The organism is Nocardioides sp. BP30, from assembly GCF_029873215.1.
In the GTDB taxonomy this organism is placed as follows: domain Bacteria; phylum Actinomycetota; class Actinomycetes; order Propionibacteriales; family Nocardioidaceae; genus Nocardioides.
Window position 1 is genome coordinate 1,027,094 of the sequence record NZ_CP123620.1, and the last position, 16,501, is coordinate 1,043,594.

General features: G+C 70.3%; 14 protein-coding genes. 5 read left to right on the top strand and 9 right to left on the bottom strand.

The features are described 5' to 3' along the window. Positions 1 to 68: 68 nt before the first annotated feature. Positions 69 to 683 (bottom strand): alpha-ketoglutarate-dependent dioxygenase AlkB, encoded by a 615-nt coding sequence (locus P5P86_RS04765; protein WP_280610146.1) that lies wholly within the window; start codon positions 681 to 683, stop codon positions 69 to 71. Between the two features lie 89 nt (positions 684 to 772). Here P5P86_RS04765 and P5P86_RS04770 point away from each other — a divergent pair, with 89 nt between their 5' ends. Continuing rightward, the gene (locus tag P5P86_RS04770) at positions 773 to 1,492 is read left to right on the top strand and encodes a GntR family transcriptional regulator (RefSeq protein WP_280610147.1); all 720 of its coding nucleotides are present in this window, start codon (positions 773 to 775) and stop codon (positions 1,490 to 1,492) included. A gap of 2 nt (positions 1,493 to 1,494) precedes the next feature. On the opposite strand, the gene P5P86_RS04775 is transcribed toward P5P86_RS04770, so the two are convergent. The 5 genes from P5P86_RS04775 to P5P86_RS04795 form a co-directional block, all read right to left on the bottom strand. Beyond that, positions 1,495 to 1,839, bottom strand: a complete 345-nt coding sequence (locus P5P86_RS04775; protein ID WP_280610148.1) for a DUF8819 family protein — start codon at positions 1,837 to 1,839, stop codon at positions 1,495 to 1,497. Between the two features lie 91 nt (positions 1,840 to 1,930). Next, positions 1,931 to 3,181, bottom strand: coding sequence for an MFS transporter (locus P5P86_RS04780; RefSeq protein ID WP_280610150.1), 1,251 nt, complete (start codon positions 3,179 to 3,181; stop codon positions 1,931 to 1,933). 41 nt (positions 3,182 to 3,222) lie between these two features. Further along, a complete protein-coding gene (locus P5P86_RS04785; protein ID WP_280610151.1) occupies positions 3,223 to 3,837 on the bottom strand; it encodes an HD domain-containing protein in 615 nt (204 codons plus the stop codon). An 11-nt stretch (positions 3,838 to 3,848) separates the two neighbouring features. Beyond that, entirely contained in the window at positions 3,849 to 5,054 is a 1,206-nt protein-coding gene (serA, locus tag P5P86_RS04790) for a phosphoglycerate dehydrogenase (protein WP_280610153.1), read from the bottom strand. Between the two features lie 178 nt (positions 5,055 to 5,232). Further along, complete coding sequence (locus tag P5P86_RS04795; RefSeq protein ID WP_280610154.1) at positions 5,233 to 6,414, bottom strand: RtcB family protein; 1,182 nt, start codon at positions 6,412 to 6,414, stop codon at positions 5,233 to 5,235. A gap of 159 nt (positions 6,415 to 6,573) precedes the next feature. Here P5P86_RS04795 and P5P86_RS04800 point away from each other — a divergent pair, with 159 nt between their 5' ends. Next, the gene (locus P5P86_RS04800) at positions 6,574 to 8,559 is read left to right on the top strand and encodes an ATP-dependent DNA helicase (protein WP_280610155.1); all 1,986 of its coding nucleotides are present in this window, start codon (positions 6,574 to 6,576) and stop codon (positions 8,557 to 8,559) included. 97 nt (positions 8,560 to 8,656) lie between these two features. Here P5P86_RS04800 and P5P86_RS04805 read toward each other — a convergent pair whose 3' ends face one another. The 3 genes from P5P86_RS04805 to lexA all read right to left on the bottom strand — a co-directional run bounded on the left by P5P86_RS04805 (position 8,657) and on the right by lexA (position 11,746). Further along, positions 8,657 to 10,168, bottom strand: a complete 1,512-nt coding sequence (locus tag P5P86_RS04805) for an MXAN_6640 family putative metalloprotease (protein ID WP_280610156.1) — start codon at positions 10,166 to 10,168, stop codon at positions 8,657 to 8,659. Further along, positions 10,165 to 10,950, bottom strand: coding sequence for a phosphatase PAP2 family protein (locus P5P86_RS04810; RefSeq protein WP_280610157.1), 786 nt, complete (start codon positions 10,948 to 10,950; stop codon positions 10,165 to 10,167). Before P5P86_RS04810 ends, P5P86_RS04805 begins: the two co-directional genes overlap by 4 nt. A gap of 64 nt (positions 10,951 to 11,014) precedes the next feature. Next, positions 11,015 to 11,746, bottom strand: coding sequence for a transcriptional repressor LexA (gene lexA / locus P5P86_RS04815; protein ID WP_280610158.1), 732 nt, complete (start codon positions 11,744 to 11,746; stop codon positions 11,015 to 11,017). Positions 11,747 to 12,035: 289 nt separating this feature from the next. Between lexA and P5P86_RS04820 the strand changes: the two genes are divergently transcribed. The 3 genes from P5P86_RS04820 to P5P86_RS04830 all read left to right on the top strand — a co-directional run bounded on the left by P5P86_RS04820 (position 12,036) and on the right by P5P86_RS04830 (position 16,456). Further along, entirely contained in the window at positions 12,036 to 12,374 is a 339-nt protein-coding gene (locus P5P86_RS04820) for a LysM peptidoglycan-binding domain-containing protein (protein WP_280610159.1), read from the top strand. Between the two features lie 550 nt (positions 12,375 to 12,924). Then, complete coding sequence (gene nrdR, locus P5P86_RS04825) at positions 12,925 to 13,416, top strand: transcriptional regulator NrdR (RefSeq protein WP_280610160.1); 492 nt, start codon at positions 12,925 to 12,927, stop codon at positions 13,414 to 13,416. Positions 13,417 to 13,546: 130 nt separating this feature from the next. Further along, positions 13,547 to 16,456 (top strand): vitamin B12-dependent ribonucleotide reductase, encoded by a 2,910-nt coding sequence (locus tag P5P86_RS04830; RefSeq protein WP_280610161.1) that lies wholly within the window; start codon positions 13,547 to 13,549, stop codon positions 16,454 to 16,456. Positions 16,457 to 16,501: the final 45 nt, after the last annotated feature.

A 16,501-nucleotide genomic window follows, 5' to 3' on the forward strand; every position in this document is an offset into this window, starting at 1 on the left:
GCTCGCGGCGTGACCTGGACCATAGCCGAGGCGCGGCGCGAGCACCGGGCCGGCTCGGCGATCGGGCCCTAGAAGACGTTGAGCGGGCGGAACTGCACCGACATCCGCGGCCCCGCCTTGGCGACCTTGGGAACGGCGTGCTCCCAGGTGCGCTGGCAGCTGCCGCCCATCACGAGCAGGTCCCCGTGGCCCATCTCCACGACGCGCGAGTCGCCCCCGCCGCGTGGGCGCAGGGCGAGCCGGCGCGGGTCGCCGATGCTGAGGATCGCGACCATCGTGTCGTGGCTACGGCCGCGCCCGATGCGATCGCCGTGCCAGGCCACCGAGTCGTTGCCGTCGCGGTAGTAGCAGCAGCCGGCGGTGCGGAAGCGCTCGCCCAGCTCGGGCAGGTAGTGCTCGCTCAGCGCGTCTCGGGCCAGCTCCAGCATGGGATGTGGGAGCGGCTCGTCGGCGAGGTAGGTGTGCAGCAGTCGCGGGACCTCGACCATCCGGTCGTACATCTGGCGACGCTCCGCCCGCCACGGCACCGCATGGCGCAACGTGTCGAACACGTCGTCGGCGGCCGGCAGCCAGCCCCGGGCGAGGTCGATCCAGGCGCCGTTGCTCAGCGGGGTGCGGCTGATGGCGTCACAGCGCGGCGCGGCCGTCTCCGGTGCCGCGAAGAGCGTGCTCTGGAAGTCCATGCCTCCAGCCTAGCTCGGCGTCCGAACAGGTGTTCGAAGTTGCGTATTCCGGGGACGCGGCGTGTCGCGTCCTTCTACGGTAGGGCGGTATGGAACAGGGGGTCGCCGTGGGGGTCAACGGGCTCAAGCACGTCCAGGTGCGCGAGTACGTCAGGTCCCTGGTGGCCGGCAGCATGCCCGGCTCGCCCGCGCCCTCGGAGCGCGAGCTGGTCAACCTGTTCGGCGTCGCCCGGATGACGGTCCGGCAGGCGATGGACGCCCTGGTCACCGAGGGGCTGCTGGAGCGGGTACCCGGCCGAGGCACGTTCGTCGCCCGACCCCGCCGTACGGCGACGCCCGTCACCAGCTTCACCGAGGAGATGCGCCGCCGCGGTCTGTTGCCGGAGTCGGTGACCCTCTTCGCGCGGCGCGAGCAGGCCGGTCCGGGAGTGGCTCGTGCGCTGGGCATCACGCCCGGCGACGCGATCATCCACTGGAAGCGGCTGCGGCGGGCCGACGGCGCCCCGATGTGTGTCGAGGACGCCTACCTCAACGAGGTGCTGCTGCCCGGCTTCCTGCAGGGCGGCATGCCGACCTCCCTCTACGACGACCTCGCCGAGCGCGGGCTGCGACCGACCTGGGTGGAGGACAACATCACCGCCGACGCGGCCTCGGACGAGGAGGCCGACCACCTCGAGATAGCGATCGGGGCGGCGGTGCTGCGCCAGCAGCGCCGCGCCTTCGCCGAGGAGAAGGCCGTCGAGGTCTCCCGCTCCACCTACCGCTCGGACCGGTTCACGCTGCGGCTGCAGCTGGGCCTGGGAGAGTAGGGCTAGAGCCCGCCGAGCGGGGCGACCACGTCGCCGCTCTCCTCGCACACCCAGACCGGGTCGGGGCCCCCGAGGTCGGGCTGGATGTAGAGCGAGTGCTCCGGCGCCGCATCTCCGCAGGTCTGGCACAGCGGCCAGCGCCCGACCGAGGCGAAGAGCGCGTCCTGGACGTCCTGGGCTACCAGCCCCGCGACGTACTGCACCCCCGCCGGCCACTGGTCGGCCCACCAGCCGCGCTCGGAGACGGCGTCCTCGAGCAGCGACACGGCCGTAGCGCTGTCCATCCGCCGGGCGGCGAGGTCGGCGAGTACGCGGGCGCGGGCGTCGAGCAGGGTGGCGGCATCCATCACCCTCCATCGTCCCAAGCCGTTCAACCGTCGCGGCGGTGGCCGGCGGGAGGGGCCTCGGGGAGGCGCAGCACCGGGCCGAGGTCGCCCCCTACAGCGTCGACGCGATGGCCTCGTCGGCGACGGAGCGGCCGTGTGCCGCGGTGGCCTCCTCGTCGAGGTCGGTGGCCGGCAGCGGCCGGCGCCGTGAGGTGACGACCAGGGCCGCCAGCGCGATGACCAGTCCGGCCAGACCGCCGTACAGGAAGCCGTCGTCCCACCCGCCGGTGTCGATCGCCTGGCCGATCGCGGGCGCACCGAGCGCGCTGCCCAGCGTCAGCGCCGACCCGTGCCAGCCCATCGCCTCGTTGCGCACCGAGGCCGGCACCGCGCGGGAGAGGTCGTCGACGGTGGCGGTGATCGTGGGTGCGCAGAAGATGCCGCTGACGAAGAGCAGCACCACGAACCAGGTCTCGTTCGGCGCCACCGAGACCAGCGCGGTGGTGGCGGCGAGCAGCACCAACAGCAGCGCCGCTGACGGGTGGCGGTGCATCGCGCCGTACACGATGCCGCCGACGGCGGAGCCGAGACCCCACAGCGCCAGCACCCAGCCCAGCGAACCGGCGTGGTGCAGGCTGCGCATCGCCGCGACCGAGCCGAGGTCCTCGCTGGTGAGGATCACGGTGGCGGTCAGCGAGACCAGCAGGATCATCAGCACGCGCGGCGTGATCCAGGCACGCCGGCTGGGGCGCCGAGCCGCCGGGCCCGCCGCGGCGTCGGCGTGGTGCCCCAGCGGCGGGTTGGCGAGCCACAGCATGAAGCCGGCGGCCACCGCGCACGCCTGGCACAGCAGCAGCGCGAGCGGGGTCGGCAGGTAGGTCGCGCCCAGGACGCCCAGGATCGGCCCGACCATGAACGAGATCTCGGTGGCGACCGAGTCGATCGCCAAGACGGTGGTGCGATCCTCATCCGAGACCGCCGCGATCAGCACCGAGCGGATGATGGAGAACGTCGGGATCGCCATCAGGTTGGCGATCGCGACCAGCACCAGCAGCGGCCAGTAGCCGACGAACGGCGCGATCGCCCACGTGACAGCCGTCACGACCAGCGACGGCGCGATCGAGGCTCGCAGCCCCACCTTGTCGAGCAGCCGGCCCCGCCACGGGCTGCTGATCGCCAGGGCACCGGCGGCGACCATCGAGACCACGCCGGCCGCCGTGTAGGAGCGGTGCAGATGGGTGACCACGTGCAGGGTGACGGCCACGTTGACCGCCCACAGGGGCACCCGCACGAAGAAGCCGAGCACCAGCACCTGCCGCACCACGGGATGGCGGGTCAGGGAGGCGTACGACGAGAAGGTCACACCGCCCAGGATCCCAGCCGGAGGCGGCGGTGATCCAATCGTTATTCGGCCGCGGCCAGGTGCGTGAGGCCGACGAGCTCGGCCTCGATGTTGGCCCGTGCCGCCGGCTCCCAGTGCTCGTGCCCGAGCCGGGTGTGGAACAACCGCTCGCGCGCGAGCAGCGTGCGCAGCAGGTCGGCCCGGCCGAGCCGCCACTCCTCGTCGCTGAGGTGGGCGTACTCCTGCCGCACGTCGGCGGCGTACTCCGCGTACCGAGCAGGCGCGGACGCGAGCACCGCCAGGTCAGCGTCCGAGAGCGCTGCACCGTTGAGGTCCCCGCCCTCGGGCGCGTGCGTCTCGGTGCCGCGGACCAGTCGGACCACCTCGGCGACGACGCCGTCGGGACACAGCCCGGCCAGGGCGTGCTCGGCCCAGGCGGCGCTGCGCTCCTCGGCGTCACGCTCGCAGTCGTACACGGCGTCGTGGAACCAGCCGGCCAGCCGGACGGGTACGTCGTCGAACGCCGTCCCGGCGGCCGCGAGCTCGTCGAGCCGCGCGAGCAGCTCGCTCAGGTGTCGCTGGTCGTGGTAGTGACGGCTCGGGTCGGCGTAGGCGGCCACGAGCTCGTCACGCAGGGATGCTGCCTGGGGCAGCGGCCAATGTTGAGGCAACTCCATGGCGGTAGACCTTACGACGCGGCCGAGTAGGACCGCAGCCAGATGGTGTGGGGTGAGGCCTGCAGCTTGCCGAGCGCCGTCTCGGAGATCGGCTCGGTGCTGTCGGTCACGACGTACCCCTGCTCACCCTGGGTGGCCAGGTACTGGCCGACGACGTTGGCGCCCTCGGCGGCCAGGACGTTGTTGACCTCGGCGAGCACGCCAGGGACGTTGACGTGCAGGTAGGCGAGCCGGTGGCCCTCGGTCAGCGGCGGCGGCTGCACCGCCGGCAGGTCGACGGAGAGGGCGGTGGAGCCCTCCTGCTGGAAGGCGCGGAGCTTGTTGGAGACGAAGTAGCCGATCTCCTCCTGCGCCTCCATCGTGGAGCCGCCGACGTGGGGCGTCAGGATGACGTTGTCCAGGCCGCGCAGCGGCGACTCGAACGGGTCGCCCTGGGCCTTGGGCTCGATCGGGAAGACGTCGAGCGCGGCGCCCGCGATGTGACCCGAGAGGATGTTCTCCCGCAGCGACTCGGTGTCGACGACCATGCCGCGGGAGGCGTTGATGAAGATCGAGCGGGGCTTCATCTTGGCGAACTGCTCGGCACCGAAGATGCCGGCGTTGCCCGGGCGACCGTCGACGTGCAGGCTGACGACGTCGGCCTCGGCCAGCAGGGCGTCCAGCGACGGCATCCGGCGGGCGTTGCCGTGCGCGAGCCGGTCCGCGATGTCGTAGAAGATCACGTACAGGCCGAGCGCCTCGGCGATGTTGGACAGCTGCGTGCCGATGTTGCCGTACCCGACGATGCCCAGGGTGCGGCCGCGCACCTCGTGGCTGCCCTTGGCGGACTTGTCCCAGACGCCGGTGTGCATCTTCTGCGTCTTGTCCGGAAGCCGCCGGGCCAGGCTGATGATCTCGGCGATGACCAGCTCGACGACCGAGCGGGTGTTGGAGTAGGGCGCGTTGAAGACGGCGATGCCCTTCTGCGCGGCATAGGCCAGGTCGACCTGGTTGGTGCCGATGCAGAAGCACCCGATGGCCTGCAGGTCGGGCGCGTTGTCCAGGACCCGCGGGGTGATGTGGGTGTTGGAGCGGATGCCCAGCAGGGTCACGCCCGGCAGCGCGGCGACCAGCTCGTCCTCGGACATGCTGGCCGAGCGCAATTCGACCTCGTAGCCGGCCCGTTCGAGGTTCTCGACGGCCAGCGGGTGGATGTTCTCCAGGAGCAGCACCTTCACGGCGACAAGCGTACGGCGGAGCTTTGGTCGCACCGACACGGTGTCCACGACGAGCGACCCGACGTCCGTGGGAGCGACGACACGGTCTCCTCGTGCCGCCGCTCCCACCACGTCCCACGACGTCCCACCGCGTCCCACCGCGTCCCACCGCGTCCCACCGCGTCGCGGGACCCCGGGGTCAGTCACCCTTCACGTTCACCAGCTGGTGCAGCGTGTGCCGGATCTCGACCAGGTCGACGGCGTCGGCCATCACCTGGTCGATGTCCTTGTACGCCGCGGGGATCTCGTCGATGAACGCGTCGGTGTCGCGGTACTCGATGCCGGCCATCGCCGTGCGCAGGTCGTCCCGGGAGAACTGCCGTCGTGCGGCCGAGCGCGAGTACGTCCGACCGGCGCCGTGCGGCGCGGAGTTGAGCGCGACCGCGTTGCCGAGTCCGCTGACGACGTAGGAGGCCGTTCCCATGCTGCCGGGGATCAGCCCGGGCCGCCCCGACTCGGCGTTGATGGCGCCCTTGCGGGAGAGCCACACCGTCCGGCCGAAGTGACGCTCCTGCTCGGTGTAGTTGTGGTGGCAGTTGATCTCCTCCACCCGCTGCACCTCGCTTGCGTCACCGGCGCCGACCCACTCCGCGAACTGCCGCACCACCCGGTCCATCATCTCCTCGCGGTTGAGCAGCGCGTAGTGCTGCGCCCACCGCATCTGGGCGATGTAGGCGTCGAACTCGACGGTGTCCTCGGCCAGGTAGGCGAGGTCGCGATGGGGAAGCTGGATGTGCCACTTGCGGCACAGCTCGGCGGCGATGGCGATGTGGTGCTGGGCGATCTTGTTGCCCACGCCGCGCGAGCCCGAGTGCAGGAACAGCCAGACCCCGCCCGACTCGTCGGCGGTGACCTCGATGAAGTGGTTCCCCGACCCGAGCGTCCCGAGCTGGAGCTCCCACCGCTTGGCGTAGTGGCCCGGGTCGAACCCGGCCTCGTCCGCCTCCCGGGCCAGCACCTCGAGGCGCTGCTCGGTGTGCTGCCGGCTGATCCGGCTGTTCGCGGCGCCGGCGCTCAGCGGCACGGCCCGCTCGATCGCCGTGCGCAGCGCCCGCCGGTCGGCGGGCAGGTCGCTGACGTCGTACGGGGTGCGGACAGCGATCATGCCGCAGCCGATGTCCACGCCGACAGCGGCGGGGATGATCGCGCCCAGGGTCGGGATGACCGACCCGACCGTCGCGCCGAGCCCCAGGTGGGCGTCGGGCATCAGGGCCACGTGCGGATGGATGAACGGCATGCGGGCCGTGGTGACCGCCTGCTCGCGGGTGCTGTCCTCGAGGATCGAGGCCCAGCTCAGGAGCCTCGGGGTGATCTTCTGCATCGTCGTTTCCTGCGTCGTAGCCCTTCTCGTGTCGTCGGCCCGCACCGATGCGGACCGGCAGCTCACGCTACGGACGACAAATCGGTTGTACGAGGTGTTTTCCCCATGCTGGGTCGCGCTGAGACGTGGGTTGTCCTCGCCCGGGGCTAGGGTGCTCCGGTGCCTCCCGAGACCTCCTCCGCAGCGCCTGCAGCCGCCTCGACGACCCCGGTCGCCGAGACGCTGGCCACGGCCGTCGCGGCGCTGGGCGGCACCACCCGTGCCGGGCAGGTGCAGATGGCCGAGGCCGTCGCCCGCGCGCTGGCCGAGGGCGAGCACCTGCTGGTCCAGGCCGGCACCGGTACCGGCAAGTCGCTGGCCTACCTGGTGCCGAGCCTGCTGCACGACAAGCGCGTCGTGATCGCCACCGCGACCCTGGCGCTGCAGCACCAGCTCGTCGAGCGCGACCTGCCGCGGCTCGTCGGCGCCTTGAAGGGCCGGCGCCTCGATACGTCGTACGCGGTGTTGAAGGGTCGTTCCAACTACGCCTGCCTGCACCGCATCCGGGAGGGTGTCCCGGACGACCAGGGCACGCTGTCGATGGACATCCCGATGGGTGACATGGCGACCAAGGTGCTCGAGCTGCGCACCTGGGCCGAGGAGCAGGCGCAGAGCCAGGGCACCGGGGAGCGCGACAACGCCCCACGGCACACCGACCGGGAGTGGCGCCAGGTCTCGGTCACCCATCGCGACTGCCTGGGCGCGGCCAAGTGCCCCTTCGGCGAGGAATGCTTCGCCGAGCGGGCCAAGGAGAAGGCGCAGAAGTCCCATCTCGTGGTCACCAACCACTCCCTGTTGGCGATCGACGCCATCGAGGGGGTGCCGATGATCCCCGAGTACGACGCCGTGGTCATCGACGAGGCGCACGAGCTGGTCGCCCGGGTCACCCAGGCGGCGACCGACGAGCTCACCGCCAACGACGTGGAGCGCGCCGCCCGGCGCTCGCAGCGCCACGTGGACGGCACCGAGGCCGACGACCTGGCGGACGCCGGCGAGGCGCTCCGGGTCGCCATGGGCGACGCCGCCGCCGGGCGCTTCACCGCGCTGCCGGCGGACCTGGCCGACGCGTTGGTGCTGGTCCGCGACGCGGCGCGCGCCTGCCTCTCGGCCTACCCCAAGCAGAGCGGCGATACGGCGTCCGAGGCCGGGCCCGATCCGGGCCTGCAGCAGGCCAGGGGAAGCGTCCAGGAGCTGTTCCAGATCGCCGAGCGGATGGCCGAGCACAAGGAGTCCGACGTGCTCTGGCTCGCCGAGGGGGGCGAGCGGATTCCCGCGCGGCTGTGTGTCGCGCCGCTGCAGGTGTGGGCCCAGATGCGCGAGCGACTGCTGAGCGACAAGACGGTGGTCTTCGCGAGCGCCACGCTCAAGCTCGGCGGCGACTTCGGGGTCGTCGCCGGGTCGCTGGGCCTGCGCAAGGACGATGCCGAGCTGCCGTGGCGCGGCCTCGACGTGGGCAGCCCCTTCGACTACGGCAGGCAGGGCATCTTGTACGTCGCCCGCCACCTGCCGACACCGGGGCGCGACGGGATGGTGCCAGCGGTGCTCGACGAGATCGTCGAGTTGATCGACGCCGCCGAGGGTCGCACGCTCGGGCTGTTCTCCAGCCGCCGTGCGGCCGAGGCCGCCGCGGAGGCGGTGCGCAAGCGGCTGCCGCACCTGACCACGCTCGCGCAGGGCGATGCCCAGCTGCCGGAGCTGGCAGCGCAGTTCGTCGGCGATCCGCACACGGTGCTCTTCGGGACGTTGAGCCTGTGGCAGGGCCTGGACGTCCCCGGAGACACCTGCCAGCTGGTGCTGATCGACCGGATCCCGTTCCCGCGCCCGGACGACCCGCTGATGAGCGCGCGCCAGCAGGCTGCCGACAAGGCCGGCGGCAACGGCTTCATGCAGGTAGCCGCCACGCATGCGGCGCTGCTGCTGGCGCAGGGTGCCGGTCGGCTGATCCGCACGACCAGCGATCGCGGTGTCGTCGCCGTCCTGGACCCACGACTGGCGACCGCCCGCTACGGCGGATTCCTCAAGGCCAGCCTGCCGCCGATGTGGCCGACCGTGGACCCGGCGATCGCGCGGCAGGCGCTGCGCCGGCTCGCCGAGTCCGCCGGCTAGCGGATCGGTCCGCCTGCACCACGCTCGACGCAGGACCCCGGAACGAGGTGACCCCGCGCGGCCCGAGGGTCGCGCGGGGTCAGGGACGGGAACAGGCTCAGCGGCGGGCCAGTGCGCTGAACTTCTCCACCTGGTGCATGTCCTTGGGCTGGCCCTCGCAGGAGAAGAGGCCGCCGACCCAGCAGGTCATCCGGGTGCTGGCGTTGGTCATCGTCAGCTCGACGCGCTTGACCTTCTTGGTGCTGAACGGCACCGTGACGGCGCCCTTGCCGGTCTTGGACAGCTTGATCGTCTTCACCTTCGTGGCGCCGTTGCGCAGGAAGACGGTCACCACGGCACCGGGACCGAGCTTCTTGTTCGCCATGTCGAGGCTGAGCCGCAGCCTGGTGTGCTTGCTCTTCAGCCTCTTGCCCTTCGGGACGAAGCGCTCGGTAGCGGCCGCGAGGTGGTTGATCCTCGCGGTGCCGCTGGCGCGCTTGCCGGTGCTGCGCACCTGGTAGGACTTCGTCGCCTTGGCGAGCGGGTAGTGGTTCGCGGCGCCCTCGCTGTAGGTGTGGGCCGGGTTGCGGTTGGCGGCGGCGAACTGGGCGAACGCCTTCTCGATCGGCAGCCCGGCGGCCTTCAGCGCACCCTTGATCGCCTGCAGCGAGTAGGCGTCCGGCGCACCCGGCGTGGCGGCTGCGCGCTCCCACATCGAGCGGATGATCGTCGGCAGGCCGCCCTGTGCCTGCGGTCGGTGCTCGGTGACCCAGCGGAAGAAGATCCAGCCGCCGTACACGCCGAAGGTGGTGTTCTTGTCCAGCGACAGCGCCGGCTTGCCGAGCGGCCCGTAGGGAAGGTACTGGGTGTTGTCGTTGATGGCGGTGTAGACCTCGTCCTCGACCCACACGGCCGTCGACTCCATGAACCAGGAGTCTTCGGTGGCGTCGTAGGCGAACTGCACGGCGTGGAAGAACTCGTGCGCGGCCGTCACGTCGAGGTTGCTGATCGGCGTGCCGCGACCACCGAACTCCGAGGGTGCGAAGTCGTTGTCGAGCACGCAGAACGCCGGCGTGTCGTGGGCGGTGGACCCGGCCCGCGGCTCGGGAGCGCAGTAGCCGTAGTAGCCCTGGCGGCCGACGTCGGCCAGGTAGATGTCGGTCCGGCTGTCGCCGCCCATCGCGCCGTCCGACTCCGGCATCCGGTAGCCGGCGGCCTTATAGGTGGCGTAGATGTGCTCCAGCGTGGAGAGCACGACCGCCGGCGTGATCGCCCCCGCCGGCGCGTCGACGCCGGTGGTCGCGTAGTGCACGCACAACGGCAGTGTCTGGGAGCAGACCGTCTGCTCGCCCGCCAGCTTCGGCCGACTGAGCGCGGACTCCGCCTGCTGGCGGGCGGCGCCCCGCAGGGCGTCGTGCGTCAGCGCGAGGCGTCGCATGTACATGGTGGCGTCGCCGGGCGTGTCGCCGTCGGCGTCGCCCGAGGTGGAGACCCGGGGTAGCAGCGGCACCACCGAGTGGGCAGCGGTCTGGGCCCCGGCCGGGGTCGTGGAGGCGATGACCAGACCCGAGGCCATCAGGGCCAGGAGCGCGGTGAGGAGTGCGAAGGAGCGGGGGAAGGCGCGGTTCACTCAGGCAGTCTAGGGGCCAATTCCCAAACCGCCACGACGCCGCCGATGACGACCATCCAGCCGACCAGCACGTCGAGCACCCAGTGGTTGGCCGTGCCGACGACCACAGCCGCCGTGGTCAGCGCGCCCGCCCAGCCCAGCACCTTCACGATGCGCCAGCGCGCGTAGCGATGGAGCACCAGCGCGCACCACAGCGACCAACCGGCATGCAGCGAGGGGAACGCCGCCAGCTCGTTGGTGATGTGCCCCATGCCCTTGGGGGCCGAGGCGTCGGCGCCCCACCAGCCCTGGTCGGCGTGGAGGGCCAGCACGTCGGTGAAGCCGTCCATGAAGCGTGGGGGAGCGGTCGGCAGCATCAGATAGAGGCAGAGCGCGAAGATCGTGGCGACCATCAGGGCGCGGCGGGCCGGGAGGTAGGCGTCGCGGCCCTTGAAGTAGACCCAGATCAGCACGCCGGCGGTGACGATGTAGTGCGCTGTGGCGTACCAGAAGCAGGCCAACAGGCCGATCGTGTCGTGCCGGACGAAGAACTGGTTGATCGGGTGTTCCCAGTCCAGCCGGACGGCTCGCTCGATCCTGAGCAGCTCCTTGGCCCGGTGCACCGCCGCGTCGCGGTTGTCGCTGGCGAGCAGGCGCGAGGAGGTGTAGCCGATGTAGAGCGCTGTGACCAGGATGAGCTCGCGCAGGCCGGTGCCGACGGGCGCGAGCCGACGCCAGACGGTACGCCGCGTTCCCGGCGTACCGATGATCGCATCGCTCTCGGCGAGCACGTCCTCCCGCACCGCTGGCTCCCTCGTGACAGTGGGACCGGGCCTACCCGATCCCACTGATCCTATGCCCGGCCTCTCACAGACTTCTCAGAACCGCCGTGACCTTGCCCAGGATGCTCGCCTCGGTGCCGTCGATCGGCTCGAGCGAGGAGTTGTGCGGGATCAGCCAGACCTTGCCGTCCTTGCGGCGGAACTCCTTGACGGTCGCCTCGCCGTCGAGCAGCGCGGCGACGAACTCGCCGTTGGTCGCCGTCTGGGCCTGCTGGATGACGATGTAGTCGCCGTCGCAGATCGCGGCCTCGATCATCGAGTCTCCCTTCACGCGCAGCAGGAACAGCTGACCGTCGCCGACCAGCTCCTTGGGCAGCGGGAAGACCGCCTCGGTCTGCTCCTCGGCGAGGATGGGCGCGCCGGCGGCGATCGTGCCGACGAGCGGGATGTAGCGGGCCTCGGGCATCGCGTCGCCGATGTCGGTCTCGTCGAAGGACGACTCGTCGGCGCTGCTGATCGCCTTGCGGGCGGCCAACACCTCGGGCAGGAACACCTCGAGCGCGCGCGGGCGGTGCGGATCGCGCTTGATGAAGCCCTTCTGCTCCAGCACCTTCAGCTGGTGGGCCACCGAGCTGGTCGAGGTGAGGCCGACGGCGGACCCGATCTCGCGCATGCTCGGCGGGTATCCGCGCTTCTCGATGCAGTCGCGCAGGTGCGCCAGGATGCGCTGCTGCCGCGGTGTGAGGCCGGTGGCGTCCGGCGGGCCGTCGGGCAGCTCGGCGAGATTGGTCTCGGTCGGCTCCGGCTTCGAGGTCATGGTGCGACGGTAGTGCGGACGTCGTGCGGGTTCAAACATCTGTTCGAACTCGGCGTGTCGAGATCGCGCGGCGTGCGCCGGGTCGAGAGTCGTGGTTCGGCCGTGTGCGCTCGAATGCGTGTTCGACACGCCGTGCTACGCGGTTCCTTGAGTCGTTCGAACACCTGATCTACTCTCGCTCATGTGTTCGATCGAACGTCTGATCGAAACGGCGCCACCAAAACTGTCGGTGGCCGTCGGTAGACATCGGATCGAACGCGCAAGGTCCCGACTTCCCCAGGAGACTGACATGACCACCATGACCCTCGACCAGCTGCTCGACACGCCGCGCCGGCGCTCCACCGTGCGGCTCACCCGGCGCGGACGTGTCGTGGTCTTCGTGGCGGGCCTGATCGTGCTGCTCGGCCTGGGGCTGCTCATCTCCAACGGTGCCGGGGCGGCCCTTCACTCCGGTGCGCCCGAGACGACTCACTCCGTGGTGGTGGCCCCCGGTGACACGCTGTGGGATCTCGCCTCGCAGGCCGCCCACGGCGGTGACGTGCGCGCGATGATCGATCACATCGAGCAGATCAATGGCCTCTCTGGTGTGAGCCTGTCGGCCGGTCAGACGCTGCGGATTCCGAACTGACCGGACCGGCGCTCAGGGCTCGTAGGACGCGGGCCAGCAGCAGAAGTGCTGCGAAGAGGCAGGCGGCGGCCCCGACGGCCGCCAGGGCCAACAGGGCCCATGCGCGACGCTCGCCACCGCGGGCGTCGGAGCCGAAGTCGATGGCAGAGAAGACCAGGTAGCCCCAGGCGACCACGGCGACGGTCGTGCCCAACGAGAGCGCGAACACGTCCCGACGGAACCTGCGCGGCGGCCGCGCACCCTTTCGAGCGCCTTTTCGCTTGCCCCCGCTCTGTTCCGCCACAGAGCCATTCTCCCTTGTCCGGGCGCCCTCCGGGGGCCGTTCGGCGCGACACGCCGAGACGCCGCGCCGTCACTTGCAAGGCTGGTGGCCGCGGCGTAGGCTCACCACAACATCTAGTACTTACACCGGTGTAGTTATCCACATCTAGTTCACACCCGGGGCCGGTTGGTTGCACATCTTGCAGCCGGTTCTCCACAGCGAAAGCGTCTTCGTCCACAGAGGGCGCGCCTCAGCGATCATCCAGCGACCCTCGAAGGAGGACCTCAGATGCACTGCCCGTACTGCCGGCACAGCGACACCAAGGTCCTCGATTCCCGGGTGGCCGAGGACGGCGGCTCGATCCGGCGGCGTCGCCAGTGCCAGGGCTGCGAGAAGCGGTTCAGCACGGTCGAGCTCATGCAGCTGACGGTGCTCAAGCGCTCCGGCGCGACCGAGCCCTTCACGCGGGACAAGGCGGTGGCCGGCGTGCGCAAGGCGTGCAAGGGCCGTCCGGTGAGCGAGGACCAGCTGGCCTGCCTCGGCCAGGAGGTCGAGGACGCCCTGCGCACGAGCGGGTACGCCGAGGTTCCCGCCCACGAGGTGGGGATGGCGATCCTGGCACCGTTGCGTCAGCTCGACGAGGTCGCCTACCTGCGGTTCGCCAGCGTCTACCGCCAGTTCGAGTCGGCCGACGACTTCGAGGACGAGATAGCGGTCCTCCGCACCGAGCGCAGGCTGCGCCCGGCCGCCGAGGACATGCAGCCGGTCGCCACCGGCTGATCCAGACCGCCCGGGCAGGCCGTGGGGAAGCGTGCCTGCCCGGGCTTCCAAGCACCACAGCACCACGACGCATCGCAACGCATCGCAACCGACGCACGACACGACAATCACGCGACAAGGGGACAAGGCAATGACCGAGACGGTGAGCGGCGCGGGTCACAAGGCTCGCTCCGGTGCGGGGCTGCACCTCGAGCGGGTGTTCAGCACCGAGGGTGTTCACCCCTACGACCAGATCACCTGGGAGCGACGCGACGTCGTCCAGACCAACTGGAAGACCGGAGAGACGGTCTTCGAGCAGCGCGGCGTGGAGTTCCCGGACTCCTGGTCGGTCAACGCCTCCACCATCGTCACCACCAAGTACTTCCGCGGTGCCGTGGGCACGCCGCAGCGTGAGACCAGCCTCAAGCAGCTGATCGACCGCGTGGTGAAGACCTACACCAAGGCCGGGATCGAGCACGGCTACTTCGCGACCGACAAGGACGCGCAGGTCTTCGAGGAGGAGCTGACCTGGCTGCTCGCCAACCAGTACTTCGCCTTCAACTCCCCGGTCTGGTTCAACGTCGGCACCCCGTCCCCGCAGCAGGTCAGCGCGTGCTTCATCCTCTCGGTCGACGACTCGATGGACTCCATCCTCAACTGGTACAAGGAGGAGGGCTTCATCTTCAAGGGCGGCTCCGGTGCCGGTCTGAACCTCTCGCGCATCCGCTCCTCCAAGGAGCTGCTCTCCTCCGGTGGCACCGCGTCGGGTCCGGTCTCCTTCATGCGCGGCGCCGACGCGTCGGCCGGCACCATCAAGTCCGGCGGTGCGACCCGCCGTGCGGCCAAGATGGTCGTGCTCGACGTCGACCACCCCGACATCGAGGAGTTCGTGATGACCAAGGCGCGCGAGGAGGACAAGATCCGCGCGCTGCGCGACGCCGGCTTCGACATGGACCTCGGCGGCCAGGACATCACCTCGGTGCAGTACCAGAACGCCAACAACTCGGTGCGTGTCACCGACGAGTTCATGCGTGCCGTCGAGGAGGGCAGGAAGTTCGGTCTCCGCGCCCGGATGACCGGTGAGGTGATCGAGGAGGTGGACGCGCGCGAGCTGTTCCACAAGATCGCCGTCGCCGCCTGGGAGTGCGCCGACCCGGGCCTGCAGTACGACGACACGATCAACGACTGGCACACCAACCCCGAGACCGGCCGGATCACCGCGTCCAACCCCTGCTCGGAGTACATGTCGCTGGACAACTCCTCGTGCAACCTGGCCTCGCTCAACCTGCTGAAGTTCCTCAAGGACGACGACACCTTCGACGCCAAGCGCTTCGCGCAGGCCTGCGAGTTCGTCTTCACCGCGATGGACATCTCGATCTGCTTCGCCGACTTCCCGACCGAGGCGATCGGGCAGACCACCCGGGACTACCGCCAGCTCGGCATCGGCTACGCCAACCTCGGCGCGCTGCTGATGGCGATGGGCCTCGGCTACGACTCCGAGGGCGGCCGGACCATGGCGGCGGCCATCACCTCGCTGATGACCGGCATCTCCTACAAGCGCTCGGCCGAGCTGGCCGGCGTCGTCGGTCCCTACGCCGGCTACGCCCGCAACGCCGAGGCGCACCAGCGGGTGATGCGCAAGCACCAGGCCGCGAACGACGTCGTACGCTCGATCAACCCGGCCGACCGGACCGTCCTGGAGGCGGCGACCAAGGCGTGGGCGCAGGTCATCGAGCTCGGCAAGGTCAACGGCTTCCGCAACGCCCAGGCGTCGCTGCTCGCCCCGACCGGCACCATCGGCTTCATGATGGACTGCGACACGACCGGCATCGAGCCCGACTTCTCGCTGGTGAAGTTCAAGAAGCTGGTCGGCGGCGGCTCGCTGCAGATCGTCAACCAGACCATTCCGCGGGCGCTGGTCAAGCTCGGCTACCAGGCCGAGCAGGTCGAGGCGATCGTCGACTACATCGCCGAGAACGGCCACGTCGTCGACGCCCCCGGCCTCAAGCCGGAGCACTACGAGGTCTTCGACACCGCCATGGGCAAGCGCGCCCTGCAGCCGATGGGTCACGTCCGGATGATGGCGGCCACCCAGCCGTTCCTGTCCGGCGCGATCTCCAAGACGGTCAACCTGCCCGAGACGGCGACGGTGGAGGAGATCGAGGACGTCTACCTGCAGTCGTGGAAGCTCGGCCTGAAGGCCACGGCCATCTACCGCGACAACTGCAAGGTCGGCCAGCCGCTCTCCGACGCGAAGGCGGAGGACAAGAGCGCGAAGGTCGAGGCGCCCGCCGCTGTCGAGACCAAGGTCGTGGAGAAGGTCGTCTACGCCCCGACGCGCAAGCGCCTGCCCAAGTCCCGCGTCTCGCGGACCACCTCCTTCACGGTGGGTGGCGCCGAGGGCTACATGACCTCCGGTGCGCACGAGGACGGCACCCTCGGCGAGGTCTTCCTCAAGCTCGGCAAGCAGGGCTCGACCCTGGCCGGCGTGATGGACGCCTTCTCGATCGCCACCTCGATCGGCCTGCAGTACGGCGTGCCGCTGGAGACCTTCGTCTCGAAGTTCACCAACCTGCGCTTCGAGCCCGCCGGCCTGACCGACGACGCCGACGTCCGGATGGCGCAGTCGATCATGGACTACATCTTCCGCCGCCTCGCGCTGGACTACCTGTCCTTCGAGGACCGGGCCGCCCTCGGCATCTACTCCGCCGAGGAGCGTCAGCGCTACCTGGAGACCGGCTCCTACGACGTGGTCGGGGAGACCGGCTCGGCGGCCGAGCTGATCGAGGACGCTCCTGCCATCGCCCCCAAGGCGCCGGCGGCCGAGGCCCACGTCCTCTCGCCCGAGGAGCTCGACGCGGTCGAGACCAAGGCTGAGGAGGCGGTCACCGCTGCCGCCACCGAGGCCCCCAAGACCGCCCACACCACCGCCGAGCTGCTCGAGCAGATCTCCGGCATGGCCGTGGACAGCCCGCTGTGCTTCACCTGCGGCACCAAGATGCGCCCGGCCGGCTCCTGCTACGTCTGCGAGGGCTGCGGCTCGACCAGCGGTTGCAGCTGATCGGCTGATCGACTCCCACCTGGGTGGTCTCCGGCGTACGAGGTA